This window comes from Lentibacillus populi (assembly GCA_014642895.1).
In the GTDB taxonomy this organism is placed as follows: Bacteria; Bacillota; Bacilli; order Bacillales; family Amphibacillaceae; genus Lentibacillus_C; species Lentibacillus_C populi.
This window is the reverse complement of record BMJD01000005.1, coordinates 129,100-150,914: the sequence shown is the minus strand read 5'-3', so window position 1 is coordinate 150,914 and position 21,815 is coordinate 129,100. Positions and strand designations below refer to the sequence as shown.

Here is a 21,815-nt window from a genome sequence, read left to right as displayed (position 1 = left end):
TATGATCGGGTGAATTGCTGGAAAACCCTATAGAACTTTCTTCCCCACAACGCAGCTGGAAACAGCAAACGTGAAGGGTCGAAAAGAAGAAAGATTTGGGCAATCAGCAGCCAAGCGCCTGTGGCGAAAGCCTGGCGAAGGTCCAACGACTAGGATAGACCACCTAACCCCCAAGAAGATATGGTGATGAAATCCGTAGGGATCTGACAGCGCCGCAAAATCTGTCAGCAACCGAAGTGCCCGACCCCTACTAGATGCTAGAGGGTGAAGATATAGTCTAGTCATTTATGAAAGTAAATGTTCGCACGATGGCGAAAGAGATGATGGAGTTCACAAAGAACAACATCCTAACTCAGGCGGCACAAGCAATGTTGGCTCAAGCAAACCAGCAGCCACAGGGCGTTTTACAATTGCTTCGCTAATTGTTGTTTATACAATAGACTCTGGCTATTTGGAAGCTGGAGTCTTTTTGCATTTCTAAAAATCTTAAAATAGTAAAGTGGAGGAAGTACAATAAAGACAGCAGAAACGAAAGGCAATCTATGAATTTATTAATACCTACTGGTAGAGCTGATTTAGATTAAAGCATAGCTTGTTATAGCGACTAAAATGATGATGGATGAAAAAGAGGTCAATCTTTATAATACATAGTATAGGGATTAAAGGATTAAACTTTCCAGGAGGTGAGTTAATGTTAATAACTCTTGAGGAATTGAAAGATAGTAAAGATCATTGGTTTGAAATTGAACTTTTGAATTGGAATGGTGCACAATACCAACGAATAAAAAGTGAGGAGTGTAATTCATTTCAAGAAGTTCTTAGGTTCATCAATAATTTAGAAAGTGAAGGGAAAATGGCCTATTATGAATTAACTTTAGATTTTAATAACAAAAGGGTTAGAAATGTTCGTAATCTGAATGATTTATTGTCATCTATAACGAAAACCAGATCTATGATGATGAATTAACTTGTTAGGGAATAAAGGTGTTTTGAAGCTACTTAGTTGATATGGAAGGACATCTAATTTGGTAATGGATTGGAGCATAACTGAGTGAATTGCTGGAACTTCCTAAAGTGTTTTGCACTGCAACATATCCGGAAACGGTGACGAAAGTCTGTTGAAGGTCCTACAACTAGAATGTACTGCCTAAAGCTAAGCTTTAGCCATTGCAATGAGATTCGTAGGGTGATAACAAAATCATTCGAGGTGCCCAGCCCCTTTGAAACCAAAGGGTGAAGATATAGTCTATTCTATGATTGAAAGGGATAGCGGCAAAGCAAGCCAACCAACAACCACAAGAAGTTTTGCAACTTCTTCGATAAAATAGTAAAAATAAAGAAGCCCTCGGCAAATGCCGAGGGCTGTTACGTTAAAGAATTTATAATGTGTTTTTGCATCAGCACATTCTCATTCCATTCATCTACATTTATTTCCTGGCCCACACGCAGACTGTCAAAGAAATCATGACTTTCCATTATGTTGTTATACAATAATTGGTTTATTTTTCGGTTTAAGTACAACTCAAAAAGATTCTGGGTCAGACCATAACCAGTAGAAAATTTATGCAATAATTTATGCTGTTGGCTTTTAGCAAGTGTTTTCATTAATATTTCTTTAACATATTTATTTGCGGATAGAATATCCATGTTATTGACCTTATGGGATACCATTGACTCACCTTCTTTCATGGTCTTATTCTACCTTGATTGTACTATCAATTGCAAAGTCGCTTTGGAACACTGTCATTTGAAGTATAATGGTCTTATTATACAGGTTGTTGAATACAGACAGATAACTCTAACCTTTTAGATATTTTGTAGCATCCTTCAATAATTCCAAGGATATCTAAATGAAGACTACTATATCCCAAATGTCAATTCAGTTAACTTACTAGATGTTAATCCAGTTACTTCCTTTAAAAATAATAGTTTTTCCAGATTTTCTTTGGTAATAATGACTTGATAGGGTCTAGTAAAGTGTTGTTGTGGTACATTAGGATAATTCAAATAAAAAGTGCCTGTTTTATATTCTTTAATTAAAGCATCTAATTTGTGGAGGGCAAGATTAATTTCTAATGTCGGTCTTTCAAGATGAATATTCTCTGATAAATATAATGTTGTTCGTTTGGATTTTACTGCGAAAGTAATATGAAATTGGTTAATTGTTTTTCTAAACATACTGTTATGTATATAGGGATGTACCAAATGCAAAAAATAATAAATCTGGAATTGATTATACAAGATAAGTCGATTTTGTTTGTCGGTTTTGAAAGCTAATGAATATTTTCTTAAAAGAAGATTTGCAAGGAACTTATTCTCATTTTCAGTAAAACTCTCAGTTGACAATATAATTTTTTTCGGTTTATTGTTCTTTTGTTTTAAATGCCCATCATCCATATACCACCATGCTAGGCTCTCTGTTGAAAGGTATTCCTCAAGTAATTGAAAAGGGATTTGTTTTGTTAAATTTGGATACCAGGACTTCCACAAATATGTAATTAGGTCTGAAGTTCTTGACTGAGTATAATAGGACGTACTGAATCCAGTCTCTAGTCTTGAATCATATACTTTTTTATATTTCGGAGGATTTAATGGAATATAGTTTTTCAAGTTTTTATAGCAATAGAGATTCCACTCGTAATCCTTATCGCAATGGGTATACTGGAAACGTGGTTTTCTCCCCTTTTGCTGTGTTATGCTACCATCTCCAAGTAGCTTGCCGATAATCCTTGCTTTAAAGGAATGGGATGTGTCTTCCCAGGAGTATTTCATGAAAACAACTCCGATATAAGAATATTTTTTCGATTATATCATAAAAGTAGTAATAGGGTTAGTTATTCTTTTATTGGAATTTACAGGTTCTTTATTTTAACTTTTTAATTTTGTTAGTTTAAAACCCAACAAAAAATATTCCAAGGAAAGGATGCCAATTAGTTTCTTGAATAAATGGTGGGAAATTGATTGGGAGGCCTTATTTTATATGGAAGAAATGTGGGGTGAAGGGGCCGATAGTCAGCCCCACTCTCATCAAGAACATACCGCAGCCAGCACCTTCTGCATCGTATAAACACTATCATCATTCTTAAATTCCTTATCAATCACTGGCTGCTCAGCACCAGAAATCCATATTTTCAATTCAGCGTCCAAGTCGAAATGACCAGCTGTTTCGACACTAAAATGGGAAATGCTCCGGTATGGGATGGAATGGTATTCTGTCCTTTTGCCGGTGACTCCCTGCTTGTCAATCAGGATAAGCCGTTTGTCTGTGAAAACGATCAAATCCCGAATCAGCTTGAAAGCCACATCAATTTCTTCATTATCCGCGAGTAATTTGCCGATATCTTTTCGTACAGCTTCCTTATTTGCTGTCGATGCATTCCCGATAATACCGCTTAAAAAGCCCATCATAACCCCTCCGAGTCTTATAGATTAAAAAATTCTAATATTATCGTACCATTTGTTTACGAATAGGAAAGCTGTGACCTTCATATCCATCATCATAAGGTCCAAGATTATCCTCTATTAATTTCACTGTCCTTCCGTTCCGATCCTGTAAAGCACCAATGAATAAGCGGCAAATCCTAATTAATCCCACCCGAATAAAATAGTTTTCTCCGCTGCGTCACATCAAGATGCTTCAACGTTTCTCCCTTAAAGCGAATCCAAGTTTCATCGTCGCAAACGTTTTGCGAACAATTACCCATCCATTGTAGCTTGTTAATCCAAGCGCTGTTAACTGTACAGATTCGATGAGGAATTTAACTGTCTCACTCTAATTAATAGTAACGTAAAGAGGACGAGATCGTTTAGATACTAAATTCAGCGGCGACTATAACAACGGAAAATAAAACTCAACAGCAATATGTGCACTATAGAAAAAGAACTTGAAAAAATAGATAATGATAAAAGTCTGAGCCACGGTATGAAAGAAGCTTTAAAAGCAACAGTCAAAAGAACAGAAGGGATTAAATAGGGGGAGAGCTCGCCCCCCCCTGATTACCTTTTAAGCAGCAGCTTGTTTCTCTTTTTCTTTTTTAAAGATTCCCATGAATCCTGCAATACCGATAAGCACTGCCGAAATAAGGTAAAACATTGAAATACTTATAAGTCCGCCTACTGCTGATATTAGTAAAAGTATTCCTCCAGCTTTTGCTTTTGATTTGACTACTACTGAACCTACTATAGCTAACGCGGAGAATAAAAATGCTGCCCAACCCAATCCAGTTACTTCACTTGTGCCGTCACTACTGAAGGCAGCATCAACACCTCCAATGAATAATGCTAAAATAGCAGCAAAGAATCCAATTATGCCGCCAATAAGTCCTAAAACGAATTCTGTAGTTCTATTCATGTTACCCCTCCTTTCCTGATACAATTTTACTATATAAACGAAAAGTAGCGCTACCCTTTCGACATAATTAGACAATTAATTTACCCTATTCAGATAATCCGGGCGATACCAAGGCAACTAGTCTCGTACCAATAACATTTGTGATGAAGTGAATACAGAAAAACGTTGAATTTACATTCTCTGCTGTTCAAATAAAAACAAATATTTCTGATTTCGTTTTTGCTATTTATAAAAAATCAAGATAAACCGATATATTTAATTATAGGTCTATAGAACTGGATGTTTTGTGAAAAATCATAAAAACAGCAAATGAGATGTAGGTTTTAAGACCTTTATACGTGGAATGCCAAAAAGCTTTTATTTTGATGGCGAAAAATATTAACTGAAAATTTAAATGGAGGGCTAAGAGTAAAGTGGATAAGACATCAATAATTGGGGTCATATTAGGGATTATTGCAATTGGAACAGGAATGGTATTAAAAGGTGTCAGCCCCATCGCCTTATTAAACCCAGCAGCTTTATTGATAATCTTTTTAGGGACAGCTGCATCTGTATGCGTCGCATTTCCAATGAGTACCATTAAAAAGGTGCCTTCCTATTTTAAAATACTGTTTAAGGAAGCGGATCGTACGGATATGAAAGAAGTTATTGAAATGTTTTCAAACTGGGCAGACCTTACCCGAAGAGAAGGCATATTGTCATTGGAAAAACAGATGGATAGCGTAAAAGACCCTTTTCTATTATCAGGACTACAATTTATTGTAGATGGAAAATCACCTGATTTTATCCGAGAGGTGATGTTGGAGAAAATCAGTGCAATGGAGGAAAGACATCAAAGAGGGATAACCGTGTTTTCACAAGCTGGTACATACGCACCTACCCTGGGAGTGCTCGGAGCGGTCATTGGTTTAATTGCAGCTCTTAGCAATCTAAATGATATAGAGGCTTTAGGTCATGCTATTTCCGCGGCTTTCATCGCAACGTTATTTGGTATTTTTTCAGGCTATGTTCTCTGGCATCCTTTTGCAAATAAATTAAAGGAAAAATCTAAAGATGAGGCTGAAGTGAAACTAATTATGATAGAGGGAATTTTAGCGATAACCAACGGCGAATCAAAACAAGTAGTAAACGATAAGCTTGGTTCTTACTTATCACAAAAAGAGTTAGCGAAGATAGATCTGGAGGAAGCCGATGCAGCAGAAGAAACGGAGTAAAAATAGGGAACATAAAGTTGATGAATCATGGCTGTTACCCTATTCCGATTTATTAACACTTCTATTGGCGCTATTTATTGTCCTATTTGCCATGAGTGAGATAGACGCTGAAAAATATGAACAGCTTACCAGGGTTTTTAAAAGTGAATTTTCCGGCGGTACAGGGTTCCTTGACGATAGTGGTGCTCCAGCAGAGGTTCCAGGTGAAGCGGATAAGGATGCAAAAGAAACGAAAACGAAAGGGAATAGCAAAAATGAATGGACTCAATTAAAGGAGCTCCAAACAAAAGTTGATGACTATATTGCAAATAATAATTTGGAAAAAGTATTGGAGACGCAATTAACAGGGGAAGGGCTCTTAATCACGATACGAAACGATGTTACATTCGATTCGGGAAGTGCCATTGTTAAAAAAGATGGAAGGAAAATTGCAGCAGAAGTATCAAAGCTTTTGATTGCCGATCCGCCTCGTGAAGTTGTGATCAGTGGCCATGCAGATGATCGTCCCATTAACAATAGTGAATTCAGATCCAATTGGGAATTAAGTGTTATGCGTGCAGTCAATTTCATGAGCCTTATTCTGAAGAACAACAGCCTTGACCCAACTATGTTTAGTGCAAAGGGATTTGGTGAGCATCAACCGATTGTACCTAATTCAAGCGAAGAAAATCGGGCAAAAAATAGAAGGGTAGAAGTTCTTGTATTACCTAATACTGAAATTGATGTAAAGGACAGTGAAAAAGCTGATGAATAAAAAACTGGAGGTTAAAGGAGGGGATCGTGTTGTCAGTAACAATGGAGAAAAACTTAGCCATAACAGAGCTGCTTAATAGTTCTTTTTTGTCCATAAAAAATGTCGTTCCTGTAGATCACGAGATAAAGAAGCCGCGGCGATTGGAACATCCCTTACGGCTGCAATTTGGTGTACTGATCGGTATTACTGGTGATGTAAAGGGCAAATTAGTAATGGCAGGGGATTCAGGTCTTTTTAGCATGATCGGAGAAAAAATGTTTGGTATGCCACTAGAAGGTGAAATGCTTTCCTCCTTCAGTGGGGAATTAGGGAATATGATTGCCGGCGGGATGGCTACGATTGTCGTTGAGAAGGGGCTTCAGATTGATATTACCTCCCCAACAATCCTGCAAGGCGACACTATGTTAACCGGATATAAATTGGCCCTTCAAGTAACCACCGCATTTGACAAGATGGGGGAATTGGATATTAACCTATTACTGGATTGATGAACGAACTTTTACAAAGTGATCTTGCCGCTGCTATGTTACGATAAAGGCTGAAGAAGCTAATACAGAGGGAATATATATTCACCAATTAGGTTCGAAATCTTCTAACTGAGCATAAGAGCGGAAAGGGAAATCGAATTGATTAAAAAAATGGATATTACCAACCCTGATTTGGCAGAAAAGGTATTAAACGTTCAATTACCTTCCTACAGGGTAGAAGCAGAACTAATTGATTATGATGATATACCTCCATTAAAAGATACAGTTACTACGTTACAACAATGCGGAGAAACTTTTTATGGGTACTATTTGGATGGGGAATTAGCCGGGGTTATAGCCATAAAGATTGAACAAGGTGTAATGGATATACATCGGTTAATCGTACATCCTAACCATTTTAGAAAGGGAATTGCCAAGAGGCTGCTGCATTTCATTGAAGGTAAGGACGGGGTTGAAATAATAAAGGTTACGACTGGGTCCAGAAATTCCCCCGCAATAAATTTTTATGAAAAAAATGGGTTTTACAGTGTTGGCGTAATCAGAGTAAATCAGTATCTATCCCTCGCTTCCTTTGAAAAGAGAATTTAATTTTCACTTCAGTAAATTGGATTGATCCAGGTATAGGTTATAAGTAGAGTCCCTTTAGATGGGACTTCACTTTTAAAACCTCTGCGTTTCGAAAGTGTAAATACGACCTACGTCTTTCGTACTTTTTTGCACCAAAAATTTCCTATTCAAAAAATAGCCCCATGTGCGATAATGAATCGCTCTAACCTCCGTTCAAAACTTGATTTTAAGTTTCTCCATGCTTCAAAAGAGAGGACTTATTCCATAGTAGATAGTCCAAATCAATATTTTTACCAAATAAATACTCACCTTCATAATACCTTTTTAAACTTTCCTGTTTCCGCTGAAATAAACTTTTAAAGTTGAAACCAATGCAACACCAACATGGCAGTATTAATTGTGATCGAAAAAAGTCCAGTACAATAATTGGGTTTTTGTTTATAAATTGGACGCAATGAATGGATTGTCAAGTAAACGTAACACGCTTGTCATGTTTTTAAATAAACGATTCAAATCTTCTATAAATAGGTTTAGGTCAACCTTTCATTATTACAAAACCATTTCATAATTAGAAAACCACGAAAAATATTGGAAACTTTGCCTATCTGGTTGTTTTAAGAATGTGTCCAGATGGGTACATTCAAAAAAACACCTAAAGAAAGGAGAATGATGGCGTGGCTGTGCAAAAAAGTACGGATAGTTGCAGTCTTGCCGAGGTTATTGACCGAATCCTTGACAAAGGTATTGTTATTGATGCATTTGCAAGAGTCTCTCTGGTAGGTATTGAAATTATTACTGTGGAAGCCCGCGTAGTTATTGCCAGTGTCGATACCTGGCTAAGATATGCAAATGCCGTTGGGCTGCTTCGTGACGATGTGGAGGAGGAATCCCTTCCGCAACAACAGAATGAAAGGACACCACAATTTAGTGTTTAGCATGGATGGTAGAAATACGGGTTCATGATGTTTTCTATAAAGTGGAGAGACATACTTCAATTACCGGCAAAAGAAATGAAATGAGTAAGTAAGCCACATTTGAAAGGGTGATTTGTTGGCGGAAACAAATTCTGATAATCAAAGGTTAAAAAGAGCAACCATTGTCGGGGGATTAGCTGCCGGTACCGCTTCATTTATGATTCCCGTGATTCGGGAGAAAGCAAAGGAAGGGGTGAAAAAGGCAGCGTTTAATACCGCCAAAACAGTCATCAAACATGCCCCTTCTGAATTAAGAGAGAAGGTCAAGGATGAGGCAAAAGAGAAGGTGGCTGAGAAATTTCAGGACAGAGTCAAGCAACAGGTTCGATCCAAGATGAATGAAGCTTCTGGAAAACTGGCCGAAGCGAAGGAAAAGAACGCCAACAAGGTGCACGAAAAGGCTAAGAAGGCAAGTTATAAGTTACAAGACGTTTTGTTAGGTATTCGTGAAAAGGTGAAAAAGGCAAAAGAAACCGGCGAAGCATTCCAGGCAAATATATCATCCAATGATAAAAATGGTAGCAAAACGATTAAAGGGATTAACGACATCAAGAGTGTGAATCAAATTAACAGCTATACGGACGTAAAGACTTCAGAGAATATTAAAACATTAAAAGATAGGAAGACAATGAGTTCTTAACCGAATAATCAAAAGGAGGTTATTTTAAATGGCTGTGCAAAAGAGTACCGATAGTTCCAGTCTAGCAGAGGTGATTGATCGTATCTTGGACAAAGGAATCGTCATTGATGCGTTTGCGAGGGTCTCCGTTGTAGGTATTGAAATATTAACGGTAGAAGCAAGAGTAGTGATCGCCAGTGTCGATACATGGTTGCGTTACGCAGAAGCTGTCGGATTGTTACGGGATGAGGTGGAGGAACAAGGTTTGCCATCCCAATCCAACGAAAGAGACAAAGCATTCAGCATTTAGCTTTACGAACTTTAAGTTTAAAAATGACCATGACTACCTTTATACATGGAGGAAGACGATGGAAATCAAGGAAATCATGAATGTTGTGAAGGACTTTTTTACTGAAAATGTTGCCCCTCCACATAAAATTACTTCCCTGGAGAAAACCGATGATGAAGGGTGGAGGGTCATCATTGAAGTTATTGAGGAAAGGGAGTACATGAAGAAATATGCCAAAGACGAGATGCTAGGCATTTATGACGTACTAGTAAACAAGGAAAAAGAAGTGACTTCCTTTACAAGAAAGAATATTCGTTATCGTAGTGCCATCCAACAAGAAGAATAGGAATAGGGAGGTGACCGCCAGGAGGGATATTGAAAAATGACTTTTTTAAAGGAAAACATTATCCGGGAAACGACAGCTTTTTTTCAGGATGACGGCTTGGAGAACTTAATGTCACGCTCGCTAGATTACCTTGTTGCTGGTTATCCGGTTCATTTTACAGGTCCATCTGGAGCCGGAAAGACATCACTCGCGCTTGCTGTTGCCAAAAAACGAAAACGCCCTGTCATGTTGATGCATGGCAATCATGTATTATCAAATGAAGATCTAATTGGTGCGTTTACAGGTTATTCGAGCAAGAAGGTTGTCGATAATTATATTCATTCTGTTTACAAGAAAGAGGAGAATGTCAAAGAATTATGGCGTAATGGCAGATTACTTGAAGCCGTGAAAAAAGGTTATACATTAATTTACGACGAATTTACCCGTTCCAGGCCGTCAACCAATAATTTGTTTCTTTCTATACTGGAGGAAGGCGTTCTTCCATTATACGGAACGAAATATACAGAACCCTTTGTACGTGTCCATCCAGAATTTAACGTCATATTCACTAGTAATCCAGCTGAATATGCGGGAGTCTATCCGACACAGGATGCTTTATTGGATCGGCTGATAACTATTCCGCTCGGTTATAAAGATAATGAAACAGAAGCTGCTATTGTTCAGCGTAAAACAGGAGTTTCCGAAAACGAAGCGAAGGCTATTACTGCATTTGTTTCTCAACTTAGGAAGATTTGCAGTGGGGACGACAGCACTGGGCCAAGTCTCAGGGCTTCCATGATGATTGCACGGCTTGTCGAGGAAGCGGACATTTCAGTGGATGGTAGCGACAAGGAATTCCAGCAGTTATGCAGAGATATTTTATGGTATCCCGTTAGCCGTTGCCTCGCTCAAAAGGGTTTTGACGAAAAAGCGGATGACCTGATTATTAAGGAATGCAGGAAAGTGTCCGTTAAAGAAGAATAGCAAGGAGGGAGAATGGTGAGTCAATCACATGAAATGGGAATTTATATTTTTTGCGGTGTGCAAACGGAAGAAGATGAATGGTTTGGTGAAGTGGTTATTGAAGGAGAAAAACACCCTACGTTCACCATTCACTATAAGGATGCAGCCATAGTCGCGGCGAAAGTTCCCATGAAAATCTATCATCCGAATAAAGAAAACTTGCTGATGCATCAAGAGATTATTTCCTCTGTGATGGAGCAAAAGGATACCGTCATTCCGATTAGTTTTGGCAATGTATTTAAGACAGAAAAAGACGTAGAAGCATTGCTTAAGAATCTTTATCCGCAGTTTGAAAAATTGTTTCCGGAAATTAAAGGGAAGTTCGAGCTCGGCTTAAAAGTCATCGGGAAAAGAGAATGGCTTGAGACGGAAATTAACAAGCATCCTGAAGTAGAAGGGATGTCCAAAAAGGTACGTGGGAAATCGGAGGCTGCTGGATTTTATGATCGTATCAGGCTTGGCGGGATGGCCCAGAAGTTCTTTTCAAAGATACAGGATGACATACGGACTGATATCCTTGAGCCGTTGGAAACCGATGCTGAAGCGGCCAGGCAAAATGAGCCGACAAGTGAGCGAATGCTTTTGAATGCATCCTTTTTAGTTGATAAAGACAATGAGGAACCATTCGACAGAAAAGTGAATGAACTGCACGAAAAATGGAAGGACAGGGTAGAGTTTAACTATTCCGGTCCGTGGCCTGCCTATAACTTTATTAATCTTAGGTTGAAGGTAGAGGAGACCTAATGCTGCATAAATTGGCTACTGCACCGATAAATATTGTCATTAAAGTTGCCGAGAAAGTGCAAGAAGAGGCAGACAAGGAACTTTATAATCTCCCCGCGATTCAGCAAAAGCTGATTCAACTGCAAATGATGTATGAATTAAATGATATTTCTGAAGCGGTTTACAAAGAGCAGGAAGATGAGTTGATAGCCCGATATGAGATTGCTAAGCAACGGGAGATGGAACAATGGGAGAATTTAACGAAGCAGCAGAGGTGAAGGAAAATGGCTGAACTCGTTTATTTATACGGGGTTATCCCCGCTAAAGAGTTAGAGAAAGAAGCGTTTCCGGTCGTTAAGGGACTGGATCAACAACATAAGGTGTACCCGTTAGCAGTAAACAATACGCTGGCAGTTGTTTGCCATCTTGATGATCAGGACTATTCAGAGGAGTCCATCAAGGAAAAGATGAACAATGATATGGAATGGCTGCGGGAAAAGGCCTTTCATCACCATGAAATGCTGATTGCACTCAATGAACGATATAATGTCATTCCAATGAAATTCTGTACCATCTTTGCTAATGAAGAAAATTTGCGGGAAACTATTGAAAAAAACGAGGAGAAACTTTTACGCTCATTTTCATTAATTGATGGAAGCGAAGAATGGAATCTGAAAATTTACTGTGATGATACTGTGTTGAAAAGCTACATCAGTGCGAACAATGCAAATATAGAAGCAAAAAAAGAAGAAATCAGCCAGTTCCCTCCAGGGAAGCAGTACTTTGCGAAAAGGAAGATAGAGCAAATGGTAGATAAAGAGCTGGAAAAGGAAAAAGATAAGGTTTGTGAAAATGCTCATGCACAACTTCGTCAATTTTCTCTGCACGAGACAATAAAGAAAAATTGGAACAAGGACGTAACGGGCAGGGAAGATAATATGAGTTGGAATAGTGTTTACCTTGTCCCGGTTTCACATGTTACAGGTTTTTTGCAGAAAATCAATGAATTAAAAGATACGTGGGCTAATCTAGGTTGGAAATTCGAAGCAACCGGTCCATGGCCTGCTTATCATTTTGCTGGTTTATCTTGAAAGTGAGGGGGACAGCTGATGTCTACTCAGAGGGAAGGCCACGCCAACAAGGATATTTCACTGATTGATATTTTGGATGTCATTCTTGATAAAGGGGTGGCAATTAAGGGAGATTTAATGATTTCAATTGCCGGGATTGATTTGGTCTATCTTGATTTACGTGTCCTGATCGCTTCCGTTGAAACTCTTGTAAAAGCACAGGCTAATGAGCGGAAGGAGCTTTCATCCGAGCAATTTGATAAAGAAAGGGAGGAATTGGTTTATGCAACCGGCCAACCAGACAAATGGACGAATCAATTTGGATCCTGATAATGCAGAACATGGGTTAGCTCAACTTGTCATGACAGTTATCGAATTGTTAAGGCAAATTGTTGAGCGGCATGCGATACGCCGTGTCGATGGTGGGACGCTGACTGATGAACAAATTGAAGATCTCGGTGTGGCCCTCATGAATTTGGAGTCGAAGATGCATGAGTTGAAGGAGGTCTTCAACCTTGATGATGAAGATTTAAATATTGATCTTGGCCCGTTAGGAAGTTTGCTTTAGGCAAGTATTACCGATAAGAGGTGTGATAAACATGACAGTAGAACATCCGGTGAAAACAGACACGATTGTTGATGTTTTAGAGAAAATATTAGATAAGGGCGTTGTTATTGCCGGAGATATTACAGTTGGAATCGCTGATGTGGAGCTGCTGACGATAAAGATTCGCCTGATCGTTGCTTCCGTGGATAAGGCAAAGGAAATCGGGCTGGATTGGTGGGAGGCCGATCCCTATTTAAGCTCCAAGGCCTCGGAAACAAACAACAAAGCTTTGGAAGAGGAAAACAAGAAACTGAATGATCGGCTTCAGCGACTGGAACAAAAGCTGGATGTAAAAGAAAGCTTACCAGATAAGGCAACAACAGAAAATTATTAAAAAATGAAACGGAGGAATTGAAGATGATTGACAAAAAGAAGCAAGTAAAAAACCTAGTTACTGGCGGGTCTGTGAAAAGAACAATTGCAGGCGGGGTTCTCGGTGCAACGGCTGGATACTTTGCTAATCCTGAAAGAGCGAAAAAGCTATTGTCACGCCTTGACAAGGAAAATTAAAAAGAAAAGGGAGCTAATGTAGGGAAAGCTACAAAAGAAAAACTTACAGAATTTAAAGATACTGGAACAGTCAAAATGCAAGAGGCGAGATCCCATCTGCTGAAAAAGGATAAAGCTAACAATAGCGATGAAAGTGAGTCGAGGGAAAAACAAAAAACAAGTGAGGTTACGGACGAAGGAGAGGTGACCCTTGACGATTACCATGCTCTAGCTGCAGAAAACCAGAAATTAAATGAACGGCTTGGCAAGCTGGAGGAAAAGATGCAGAGTTTAAGCAAGGAGAATGAAGAAAAGTAAGAGGAAGACAACAAAACAAAAAAAGGCAGCAAAAAGAAAACAAAAGGTTCAAAAAAGATGGATGATAGGGAAGAGGACACGGCTGTTGCAAGAGAGGATGATACGGTTGCAAGTTAAATCATGGCGTGAAGGGGATGGTACTAATGAGTTCTGCAACCCAACCAAAAGATAATATACTGGAGTTTTTTGTAGAGGCTTCCAATAAATATGGTTTATCACTAGATATCACCTTGAATCTCAAGGGATTAGTCGTTACGGGGACAACAATCTCAGCTAAAGAATATTTCGAAAGCCTGAGCGAAAAATTCGAAGGCGGAAAGGATATTGCCCAAGAATTAAGCCAACAACTTGCTAAGGCGGGAGAAACGGCTGGCGAGAGTAATAACGAAGGGGCTAATTTCATCCATTTAAAGAACGCACGAATCTATTGCGGGGACAGTCATTCCACGCCATCAAAAGGAAAAATCATCTGGAGAGGGAAATTAGCTGAAGTCGATGGTTTTTTCCTCGGCAAAATACAAGAGACGAAAAGCAAAGGTGAAAAGAAATAAGCTTATTAACTTACCGGAAGCTAAAAAAGAGGGTTTGTCAAATAAAGTGTGTAAGTTAGAATTTACTCAAGAAGGTACCTGTTGTGTAGCAGGTGTCTTATTTTTTCCCGTCCAAATTCGTTACCATGTCTTTATGTAACATCCAAAGACCGTAACTAAAGGCTAATCTGTTGATCTAGGCAGCTATAAACCGGAATCACCCTCGGAAAAACGGGGAAATTACGGAAGATAGCAACCAAGTGGGGTTTCTTATTGGTCACTCTGCTCTTTCAAAACTACATATTAAGAAGTTAGACCAATAGTCTATTTAAATAGATTAGGAACATGATAAATGGTTCGCCTGTCTATGCTTCTGCTTCCAAACCATCCTCCTACAATTTACCACCCAATGGAACCCGGACTCAAAAGCTAAAATATACGTACTAAAATAGACGCTTGAAGGCAAGCGTCTATTTCATTTAGCCACCAATGATGTGATATCCCGAATCAACATGAAGAACTTCGCCGGTAATTCCTCTTGATAGTTCACTCATGAAGAATAATGTTGCATCGCCCACTTGATCTTGATCAATGTTACGGCGTAAAGGCGCTTTTTCCGTAATTACAGAGGTTTTTTCATTGAACCCGGATACACCTTTAGCGGATAATGTTCGAATTGGACCCGCAGAAACGGCATTTACCCGGATGCCATATTTTCCAACGTCCTCCGCCAAATACCGTACACTAGCCTCTAAGGATGCCTTTGCAACACCCATGACATTGTAGTTTTTAATAACTCGTTCTGCACCAAGGTAGGTTTGGGTAACAATACTGCCGCCCTCTGTCATGAGTTCTTTGGCAGCTTTTGTGACAGCTACAAGTGAATAAGCACTTATCTCCTGTGCCAATAAGAAGCCATCACGGGAAGTATCGGCATATTCGCCTTTTAATTCTTCTTTATTGGCAAAAGCAACAGAATGAACCAATCCATGAATAACGCCAACTTTATCCTTAATTTCACTGAAGGCAGATTGAATACTTTCGTCACTAGCAACATCACATGTGACAATTAATTTGGCTTCTATTCCGTTTTCCTCGAGCAGCTTGACTAATTTTTTATAGGAGCGTTCTTGTCTATTAGTGAAAATCAAATTTGCTCCCGCATTATGTAACGATTTGGTAATTCCCCAAGCAATGCTTCGCTGGTTTGCTACCCCCATTACAACGATATTTTTTCCTTTTAATAAATCGGACATTTGTTTACCTCCAATATATGAATACTGTACATATTATACCCCAAACCTTTCCGTTAAAGAAACCATAGTGTAAATGATGCTTAGCTGTTGATTAAATCAGGGGGCATTGCTGGAAGATGAGGAAATAACAACTTGGAAAGTGTGGATTTCGACCGGAAAAACAAGAACATCGACCGGAGAGCGGGAAGATCAACCGGAGGAGGAGAACATCGGCCGGAGAGCAGAAACATCGACCGGAAAGCGGAAACATCGGCGGAGGAGGAGAACATCGGCCGGAGAGCAGAAACATCAACCGGAGAGCAGAAACATCGGCCGGAAAGCGGAAACATCGACCGGAGAGCAGAAACATCGGCCGGAAAGCGGAAACATCGACCGGAGAGCAGAAACATCGGCCGGAGATCGGAAACATCAACCGGAAAATGCAAAATATCGGCGGTTGGAAAGGTTTTTCCGTTATAAAGTAAAAAAATATAAAAATCCTCTTTACAAAAATAGGTTATCTGTATATAATAAAATTCGTCGGTTTGCGACAAGGTTTTATTTTAATCGATGACAAAGCCGTTAAGGCCCGTTGGTCAAGTGGTTAAGACACCGCCCTTTCACGGCGGTAACACGGGTTCGAATCCCGTACGGGTCACCACTAAAGATAAAATGGCAATTTGGCGGACATGTTAAATAACGTTATGTCACAATACATGCACCACCACATCCTGTACATGGAGGATTAGCTCAGCTGGGAGAGCACCTGCCTTACAAGCAGGGGGTCGCAGGTTCGAGCCCTGCATCCTCCACCATCTTACCCGAGCAAAGCTGTAATGTTCCGGTTTTCCCGATCTTACTGAATAAGCTTCTGGAACGATGAGCATACTTAGGTAAGAAACTATAGGCCGGCCTAGCTCAATTGGTAGAGCAACTGACTTGTAATCAGTAGGTTGGGGGTTCAAGTCCTCTGGCCGGCACCATTTTTTTATGTATAAATCGTGAAATATGGTTAACAATACGGAGGGGTAGCGAAGTGGCTAAACGCGGCGGACTGTAAATCCGCTCCCTCAGGGTTCGGCAGTTCGAATCTGCCCCCCTCCACCATTATCAGATTGTTGGGCTATAGCCAAGCGGTAAGGCAGCGGGTTTTGATCCCGTCATTCCCAGGTTCGAATCCTGGTAGCCCAGCCATTTTTTTATTTTTTCAACCGTTTATTACATAAGGACTAGCAATTGCCAATATTGCTTTTGAGCCATTAGCTCAGTCGGTAGAGCATCTGACTTTTAATCAGAGGGTCGGAGGTTCGAATCCTCCATGGCTCACCATTTATTCCATTATTTAATAACAATTTATCCAAAAGAACTCTAGCATAAATGTCACTATCCATAGTATAATTAGAAAAAACAAGGTCGTACTGTTTATCAACAACCTTGTTTATTTGCATTTTACGCTGTTTTTTTACATAATAGAAAGAGTAAATTTTTTTCTAAAAACAAATCATACATGATATAAATATATTATACGGAAGGCAAAAGGATGAGTTGGTATGAAAACTTCCAGGATCCCCGGTTTTTACAATATGACTGTTGAAAAGCGGCGAGAGCTACTGGCATCTATGCAATTATTCAATGACGAACAACTAAATAATTTACGTAAAGCTGAGTCGTTACCATTAGGTACAGCGGATAATATGATTGAGAACGTTATTGGAACCTTTCCCTTGCCACTTGGATTAGGATTAAACTTTTTAATTAATGGCAAGGATTATGCTGTGCCAATGGCTATCGAGGAGCCATCTGTTGTAGCGTCTGCCAGTTATATTGCCAAAATTGTCCGGGATGCCGGTGGATTCACAACAGAATCGACAGGGCGAGTTATGATCGGGCAAATTCAGGTTGTCGGTTGCCCTGATATCGAAGGGGCTAAAAAGGCGATATTGGCGGAAAGGGACGCATTGCTAAATGATGCAAATGCTGCATATCCTAGTTTAGTCGCCAGGGGTGGCGGCGCAGAGGATCTGGAAGTTAGACTTTTAAATGAAGGTTCAGGATCAAAATATGGTAAAATGCTTGTAGTCCATGTATATATTAATACGTGCGATGCGATGGGTGCCAATATTATCAATACCATGGTGGAAGCATTGGCACCCTCAATAGAACAACTAACAAATGGGAAGGTGTATTTACGTATCCTTTCCAATTATGCAGATCGATGCCTGGCTAAAGCAAGCTGTGCCATCCCGCCTGAACTCTTAGGGTCGGATGATTTTGCCGGAGAAGCGGTGCGGGACGGGGTTGTACATGCTTATGAATTTGCTGCCTCGGATCCTTACCGGGCGGTTACACATAACAAAGGGATTATGAATGGAATTGATCCGGTTGTTATTGCTACCGGCAATGATTGGAGAGCAGTTGAGGCTGGGGCGCATGCATATGCAGCTCGTTATGGAAAATACAGCTCCATGACAACGTGGGCTGTTGATGATAACGGAAATTTGGTGGGAGAGCTTGAATTGCCAATGTCTGTAGGGACTGTTGGCGGTTCAATTCGTGTTCATCCCATGGCGCAAATTGCCCATACCATATTAGGGGTAGCGTCTGCCGAGGAACTGGCACAAATCATTGTAGCAGTTGGACTCGCGCAAAACCTTGGGGCACTAAAAGCCTTGGTTACGGATGGTATTCAAAAGGGACATATGGCCTTACATTCTCGGTCTGTTGCCATGGCAGCAGGAGCTACTGGGGAGATGATTGATATTATTGCAGAACAATTGATTCAGGAAAAAGAAATCCGTGTTGGAAAAGCTAAAGAATTGGTGGAAGAATATATAAAATGAGTGCAGAAAAGGCAACAACTTCAGAACAAACAGCTATCGGTTTAGCTCATAGTAAATTGATTTTAATTGGGGAACATGCAGTTGTGCACGGACAACCTGCAATCGCAATCCCTTTTCCTTTGGTTGGAGTGGAATCAGTGGTTGAAAACGTACCCGGAGCAGTCAAAATGGATAGTACGTTTTATCATGGCCCACTTGACTTGGCACCGGAGGCATTGGATGGAATCGTGAACTGTGTAAAAGCGGCTATAAAAAAGCTTGGTTTACCGTGTAAAGATTTGTTGATTCGTATAAAGTCATCGATACCACCTGGCAAGGGTCTGGGATCCAGTGCCTCGGTTGCTATTGCTGTAATACGTTCATTATTTGCATATGCAGATGAACCCTATACGGAGGAGGAATTGCTCAGTCTCGCTAATATTTCGGAGACTTATGCACATGGTGCGCCAAGCGGGATTGATACATTGACGATTACGTCGGGATCTCCTGTTTGGTATGAAAAGGGGAGACCGTTCTATTTTATTCAACCTAAAGCAGACTTCCATTTCGTCGTTGCTGACTCCGGGCGGATGGGGGATACAAAATCTGCGGTTGAATCAGTGGCACAGTTATTTAAATCCGCACCGAGGAGAATACAAGCCAGCCTTGATCGTATTGGGGAAATTACCCATCATGCCAGACGAGCACTTGAAAAGGCTAGTAAACATATTTTAGGCAAAACCTTGAATGAGGCACAAAAGGAATTGGAAGCTCTTGGTGTAAGTGATGCGGGGCTAAACAGACTAATTTATTTAGCCCGGAGTGAGGGTGCGTTAGGTGCAAAGCTAACCGGCGGCGGAAATGGCGGCTGTATTATTGCTTTAGCACGGAACGAGGCACATTCGCATTACCTGTCCGAGAAATTAAAAAGGTTCGGAGCGCATGCAGTTTGGCCTTTTGTATTACGAAAACAATTGTAACTATTTTACGAGTGTGTTCAAAAAAGAGGATAAAAAGGATCAAGGTCGGCTAACGTTTCAGGCGTCCTGTTGCATCGCCGACTACTGGCCCACGTGCGTGTAGGAGATCAAGGCGCGGCGGGAGCGAAAAGGAAGGCTTTCCGAATAGACATCGCAGGAAAAGCGCTAATATCCCAGGAGCGGGCTTGTACAAGACGTAGGGACTTCTGCTGTTGGCGATTGTGGTAAGGCAGTTTTAACGGAAGATCTCCCACTGCTACTTAGAAACATCGATGTGTCATTTTACCGGACTTTTTGAACGCCCTTACAGCTAAGATGAAATGAGGATATTGATGAAGGCAACAGCTAAAGCACATACAAACATTGCCCTGATAAAATACTGGGGGAAACGGGATGAATCCCTGATCCTGCCGATGAACAACAGTCTCTCATTGACACTGGACGTGTTCTATACGACAACTACGGTTACATTCCGTGAAGAGCTTTTCCAGGACGAGTTTCTTCTAAATGAGCAGGTTATTAGGGGTGAACAATATAATCGTGTTGCAGCGTTTCTTGATTTTATAAGAAGGGAAACGCAAGCAACAAGTTTACATGCTGAAGTCCGTTCGACCAATCATGTTCCAACCGCAGCAGGGTTTGCCTCATCAGCATCAGGATTTGCGGCATTAGCGGCAGCAACAACGAGAGCGCTTGATTTGTCGATTAGTGATCAGGAACTCTCGAGGTTGACCAGGCTGGGATCGGGATCGGCGTGCCGGTCTATTTTTGGCGGGTTTGTCGAATGGCATAAAGGAACGGAAAAGGATGGATCCGATTCCTATGCTGTTCAAGTGCAACCAGCGGAAGACTGGGATGTGAGGGTTGCAGCCGTGGTCTTATCGGAAACGACGAAAAAAATCTCCAGTCGGGAAGGTATGAAACGAACGGTTGACACATCGGTGTTTTATCCAGGTTGGTTAAAAAGTATTCCGCGTGATCTTGAGCAAATAAAGGACGGAATTAACCAACGCGATTTTGAGAAAGTTGGCAGCATCTCGGAGGCAAATTGCTTGAGAATGCATGCGACAACACTTGGAGCGAATCCGCCGTTTACGTATTGGCACGATGCAACACTTCGGGTAATGCAGGGAGTACAGGCGATGAGGGAGCGCGGGATTTCGGTATTTTTTACGATTGATGCTGGTCCGAATGTGAAAGTTCTCTATTTACCTGAAGATGAAACAATCGTGCAGGAAATGCTCCGTCAGATACCTGGTGTACATGATGTGATTGTCAGTCGATCAGGACAGGGAGTAACCTATTTATGAGACATTTGCCGAACGCATCCATGACGATTCAGGTACCAGGGAAGCTTATGGTAGCTGGAGAATTCGCTGTTCTGGAGCCATATCACCAATTAGTTGTCATGGCGGTTGATCGTTATGTTTATGCTACGTTAACCGAAAGCAGTGACAATTATTTATCTTTACTGGATTTCGAATTGACAAGGCTAGCGTGGAAATATGAGAATAGTGAAATCAGGATTGCTACAGATGATGGCCGTATCCGGTTTGTTAAAGATGCGATGACTGTTGCGATTACTTATTTAAAGGAACATGGGATTACGCCAGCTGCTTTTCATTTATCAATTAAAAGTGAGCTGGAAGACGCTTCAGGTGTAAAGTATGGACTAGGATCAAGTGCAGCTGTCGTGACTTCGGTTGTTGCCGCGATTTTGCACAAGTACTTACCTGCTCCTTCAGCAGAATTGATATTTAAACTGGCAGCTGTGGCGCATGTTAAAACACAAGGTAGTGGTTCTGGAGCTGATGTTGCTGCATCATCCTATGGCGGCATTCTTCGCTATAGCTCATTTCAAGCGGATTGGCTCCTTGAGAACTACCAAAAGACAAGTTCCCTCAGCGAACTGCTGGAAAGCGATTGGCGTTATTTTTCTGTTAAGCCAATCGTACTTCCGAAAAATGTGTATATCTGTATCGGGTGGACAGGGAAACCTGCATCAACTTCGAGGTTAATTCCGGAAATCCGTAAGCTTAATGGCGCTCAACCAAGGCTTTATAAGCAATTTTTACATGAGAGCGAACAGGCTGTTCATACCTTTTTAGAGGGATTTGAAAAAGAAAACTTGGATCTCTTGTTCAAAGGGGTCAGACAGAATCGGCATGCACTTGCTACTGTAGGAGAAAACGCTGGAGTTGATGTTGAAACACCTTTATTAAAAACATTGTGTGATCTGGCTGAACAACATGGTGGTGCAGGAAAGCCTTCAGGTGCTGGCGGTGGGGATTGCGGTATTGCGTTTATGCCAAGTAAGGAAAATGCCCAGCAATTATTGAAGGCCTGGCAGGATGCGGGAATAAAGCCGTTAACGATTAACCCCAATTCCGATGGGGCAAGGGTTGTGGAAACATTTCACGAATGATGATCAGGTAATGTC

Annotated in this window: 28 protein-coding genes, 6 tRNA genes and 2 pseudogenes; 31 read left to right on the top strand and 5 right to left on the bottom strand. The window is 40.6% G+C overall.

Annotated features, from left to right (window positions below; all coding sequences use genetic code 11):
- Positions 1–308: 308 nt before the first annotated feature.
- Positions 309–422 (top strand): annotated as a pseudogene (locus tag IEX12_RS05795) (flagellin); the annotation flags it as partial.
- Positions 423–691: 269 nt separating this feature from the next.
- Positions 692–967: a hypothetical protein gene (locus tag IEX12_RS05790; protein ID WP_088051986.1), complete on the top strand. Its 276-nt coding sequence runs from the start codon at positions 692–694 to the stop codon at positions 965–967.
- A gap of 398 nt (positions 968–1,365) precedes the next feature.
- Here IEX12_RS05790 and IEX12_RS05785 read toward each other — a convergent pair whose 3' ends face one another.
- From IEX12_RS05785 to IEX12_RS05770, 4 genes are all read right to left on the bottom strand, one after another.
- Positions 1,366–1,689 carry a hypothetical protein gene (locus IEX12_RS05785; protein WP_102414371.1) on the bottom strand — a complete coding sequence of 108 codons (324 nt, stop codon included), beginning with the start codon at positions 1,687–1,689 and terminating at the stop codon, positions 1,366–1,368.
- A 171-nt stretch (positions 1,690–1,860) separates the two neighbouring features.
- On the bottom strand, positions 1,861–2,772 hold the full coding sequence (locus tag IEX12_RS05780; protein WP_155555311.1) for an endonuclease: 912 nt from the start codon (positions 2,770–2,772) through the stop codon (positions 1,861–1,863).
- A 255-nt stretch (positions 2,773–3,027) separates the two neighbouring features.
- Positions 3,028–3,405, bottom strand: coding sequence for a PH domain-containing protein (locus IEX12_RS05775; protein WP_088051991.1), 378 nt, complete (start codon positions 3,403–3,405; stop codon positions 3,028–3,030).
- A 598-nt stretch (positions 3,406–4,003) separates the two neighbouring features.
- The gene (locus IEX12_RS05770) at positions 4,004–4,351 is read right to left on the bottom strand and encodes a DUF4064 domain-containing protein (protein ID WP_088051993.1); all 348 of its coding nucleotides are present in this window, start codon (positions 4,349–4,351) and stop codon (positions 4,004–4,006) included.
- 413 nt (positions 4,352–4,764) lie between these two features.
- Between IEX12_RS05770 and motA the strand changes: the two genes are divergently transcribed.
- The 18 genes from motA (at position 4,765) to gvpU (ending at position 14,362) form a co-directional block, all read left to right on the top strand.
- The gene (motA, locus tag IEX12_RS05765) at positions 4,765–5,565 is read left to right on the top strand and encodes a flagellar motor stator protein MotA (RefSeq protein ID WP_088051994.1); all 801 of its coding nucleotides are present in this window, start codon (positions 4,765–4,767) and stop codon (positions 5,563–5,565) included.
- On the top strand, positions 5,543–6,319 hold the full coding sequence (motB, locus tag IEX12_RS05760) for a flagellar motor protein MotB (RefSeq protein ID WP_188724778.1): 777 nt from the start codon (positions 5,543–5,545) through the stop codon (positions 6,317–6,319). The genes motA and motB overlap by 23 nt, the downstream gene beginning before the upstream one ends.
- A 29-nt stretch (positions 6,320–6,348) precedes the next feature.
- Entirely contained in the window at positions 6,349–6,807 is a 459-nt protein-coding gene (locus IEX12_RS05755) for a chemotaxis protein CheX (protein WP_250889891.1), read from the top strand.
- Positions 6,808–6,945: 138 nt separating this feature from the next.
- Positions 6,946–7,395 (top strand): GNAT family N-acetyltransferase, encoded by a 450-nt coding sequence (locus tag IEX12_RS05750; protein ID WP_088051997.1) that lies wholly within the window; start codon positions 6,946–6,948, stop codon positions 7,393–7,395.
- Positions 7,396–8,048: 653 nt separating this feature from the next.
- Positions 8,049–8,309 (top strand): gas vesicle structural protein GvpA, encoded by a 261-nt coding sequence (gvpA, locus tag IEX12_RS05745; protein ID WP_102414373.1) that lies wholly within the window; start codon positions 8,049–8,051, stop codon positions 8,307–8,309.
- A 115-nt stretch (positions 8,310–8,424) separates the two neighbouring features.
- Positions 8,425–8,988 (top strand): gas vesicle protein GvpQ, encoded by a 564-nt coding sequence (gvpQ, locus tag IEX12_RS05740; protein WP_102414374.1) that lies wholly within the window; start codon positions 8,425–8,427, stop codon positions 8,986–8,988.
- A gap of 28 nt (positions 8,989–9,016) precedes the next feature.
- Positions 9,017–9,277 (top strand): gas vesicle protein GvpJ, encoded by a 261-nt coding sequence (gene gvpJ, locus IEX12_RS05735; protein WP_088052001.1) that lies wholly within the window; start codon positions 9,017–9,019, stop codon positions 9,275–9,277.
- Positions 9,278–9,335: 58 nt separating this feature from the next.
- Positions 9,336–9,602: a gas vesicle protein GvpO gene (gene gvpO, locus IEX12_RS05730; RefSeq protein ID WP_102414375.1), complete on the top strand. Its 267-nt coding sequence runs from the start codon at positions 9,336–9,338 to the stop codon at positions 9,600–9,602.
- A gap of 36 nt (positions 9,603–9,638) precedes the next feature.
- Positions 9,639–10,565: a gas vesicle protein GvpN gene (gene gvpN / locus IEX12_RS05725; protein ID WP_102414376.1), complete on the top strand. Its 927-nt coding sequence runs from the start codon at positions 9,639–9,641 to the stop codon at positions 10,563–10,565.
- Between the two features lie 15 nt (positions 10,566–10,580).
- Positions 10,581–11,348, top strand: a complete 768-nt coding sequence (locus IEX12_RS05720; RefSeq protein WP_088052004.1) for a GvpL/GvpF family gas vesicle protein — start codon at positions 10,581–10,583, stop codon at positions 11,346–11,348.
- On the top strand, positions 11,348–11,605 hold the full coding sequence (locus IEX12_RS05715) for a gas vesicle protein GvpG (protein ID WP_088052006.1): 258 nt from the start codon (positions 11,348–11,350) through the stop codon (positions 11,603–11,605). Before IEX12_RS05720 ends, IEX12_RS05715 begins: the two co-directional genes overlap by 1 nt.
- A 6-nt stretch (positions 11,606–11,611) precedes the next feature.
- A complete protein-coding gene (locus IEX12_RS05710) occupies positions 11,612–12,418 on the top strand; it encodes a GvpL/GvpF family gas vesicle protein (protein ID WP_102414378.1) in 807 nt (268 codons plus the stop codon).
- Between the two features lie 18 nt (positions 12,419–12,436).
- Positions 12,437–12,727, top strand: coding sequence for a gas vesicle protein (locus tag IEX12_RS05705; RefSeq protein WP_088052009.1), 291 nt, complete (start codon positions 12,437–12,439; stop codon positions 12,725–12,727).
- Entirely contained in the window at positions 12,681–12,965 is a 285-nt protein-coding gene (locus tag IEX12_RS05700; protein WP_088052011.1) for a gas vesicle protein K, read from the top strand. The genes IEX12_RS05705 and IEX12_RS05700 overlap by 47 nt, the downstream gene beginning before the upstream one ends.
- Before the next feature lie 31 nt (positions 12,966–12,996).
- Positions 12,997–13,338: a gas vesicle protein gene (locus IEX12_RS05695; protein ID WP_088052012.1), complete on the top strand. Its 342-nt coding sequence runs from the start codon at positions 12,997–12,999 to the stop codon at positions 13,336–13,338.
- A gap of 23 nt (positions 13,339–13,361) precedes the next feature.
- On the top strand, positions 13,362–13,514 hold the full coding sequence (locus IEX12_RS05690; protein WP_155555313.1) for a periplasmic substrate-binding domain-containing protein: 153 nt from the start codon (positions 13,362–13,364) through the stop codon (positions 13,512–13,514).
- Between the two features lie 75 nt (positions 13,515–13,589).
- Complete coding sequence (locus tag IEX12_RS05685) at positions 13,590–13,811, top strand: hypothetical protein (RefSeq protein WP_102414379.1); 222 nt, start codon at positions 13,590–13,592, stop codon at positions 13,809–13,811.
- Between the two features lie 143 nt (positions 13,812–13,954).
- Positions 13,955–14,362 (top strand): gas vesicle accessory protein GvpU, encoded by a 408-nt coding sequence (gene gvpU / locus IEX12_RS05680; RefSeq protein ID WP_088052015.1) that lies wholly within the window; start codon positions 13,955–13,957, stop codon positions 14,360–14,362.
- Positions 14,363–14,820: 458 nt separating this feature from the next.
- On the opposite strand, the gene fabI is transcribed toward gvpU, so the two are convergent.
- Positions 14,821–15,597 (bottom strand): enoyl-ACP reductase FabI, encoded by a 777-nt coding sequence (gene fabI / locus IEX12_RS05675; RefSeq protein WP_088052016.1) that lies wholly within the window; start codon positions 15,595–15,597, stop codon positions 14,821–14,823.
- Positions 15,598–15,729: 132 nt separating this feature from the next.
- Between fabI and IEX12_RS05670 the strand changes: the two genes are divergently transcribed.
- The 11 genes and pseudogenes from IEX12_RS05670 to IEX12_RS05620 all read left to right on the top strand — a co-directional run bounded on the left by IEX12_RS05670 (position 15,730) and on the right by IEX12_RS05620 (position 21,800).
- On the top strand, positions 15,730–16,056 hold the full coding sequence (locus tag IEX12_RS05670) for a hypothetical protein (protein ID WP_155555314.1): 327 nt from the start codon (positions 15,730–15,732) through the stop codon (positions 16,054–16,056).
- Between the two features lie 106 nt (positions 16,057–16,162).
- Positions 16,163–16,237 (top strand) — tRNA-Glu (locus IEX12_RS05665).
- Positions 16,238–16,315: 78 nt separating this feature from the next.
- Positions 16,316–16,391: transfer RNA gene (locus IEX12_RS05660), tRNA-Val, on the top strand.
- 92 nt (positions 16,392–16,483) lie between these two features.
- A tRNA-Thr gene (locus IEX12_RS05655) sits at positions 16,484–16,559 on the top strand.
- Positions 16,560–16,598: 39 nt separating this feature from the next.
- A tRNA-Tyr gene (locus IEX12_RS05650) sits at positions 16,599–16,683 on the top strand.
- A 12-nt stretch (positions 16,684–16,695) separates the two neighbouring features.
- Positions 16,696–16,770: transfer RNA gene (locus tag IEX12_RS05645), tRNA-Gln, on the top strand.
- 59 nt (positions 16,771–16,829) lie between these two features.
- Positions 16,830–16,905 (top strand) — tRNA-Lys (locus tag IEX12_RS05640).
- 221 nt (positions 16,906–17,126) lie between these two features.
- Positions 17,127–18,416 (top strand): hydroxymethylglutaryl-CoA reductase, degradative, encoded by a 1,290-nt coding sequence (locus IEX12_RS05635; RefSeq protein WP_088052018.1) that lies wholly within the window; start codon positions 17,127–17,129, stop codon positions 18,414–18,416.
- Positions 18,413–19,273, top strand: a pseudogene (gene mvk / locus IEX12_RS05630) (mevalonate kinase); the annotation flags it as partial. The gene IEX12_RS05635 and the pseudogene mvk, both read left to right, overlap by 4 nt.
- Before the next feature lie 434 nt (positions 19,274–19,707).
- On the top strand, positions 19,708–20,685 hold the full coding sequence (gene mvaD, locus IEX12_RS05625; protein ID WP_188724777.1) for a diphosphomevalonate decarboxylase: 978 nt from the start codon (positions 19,708–19,710) through the stop codon (positions 20,683–20,685).
- Positions 20,682–21,800: a phosphomevalonate kinase gene (locus IEX12_RS05620; RefSeq protein ID WP_286170945.1), complete on the top strand. Its 1,119-nt coding sequence runs from the start codon at positions 20,682–20,684 to the stop codon at positions 21,798–21,800. Before mvaD ends, IEX12_RS05620 begins: the two co-directional genes overlap by 4 nt.
- Positions 21,801–21,815: the final 15 nt, after the last annotated feature.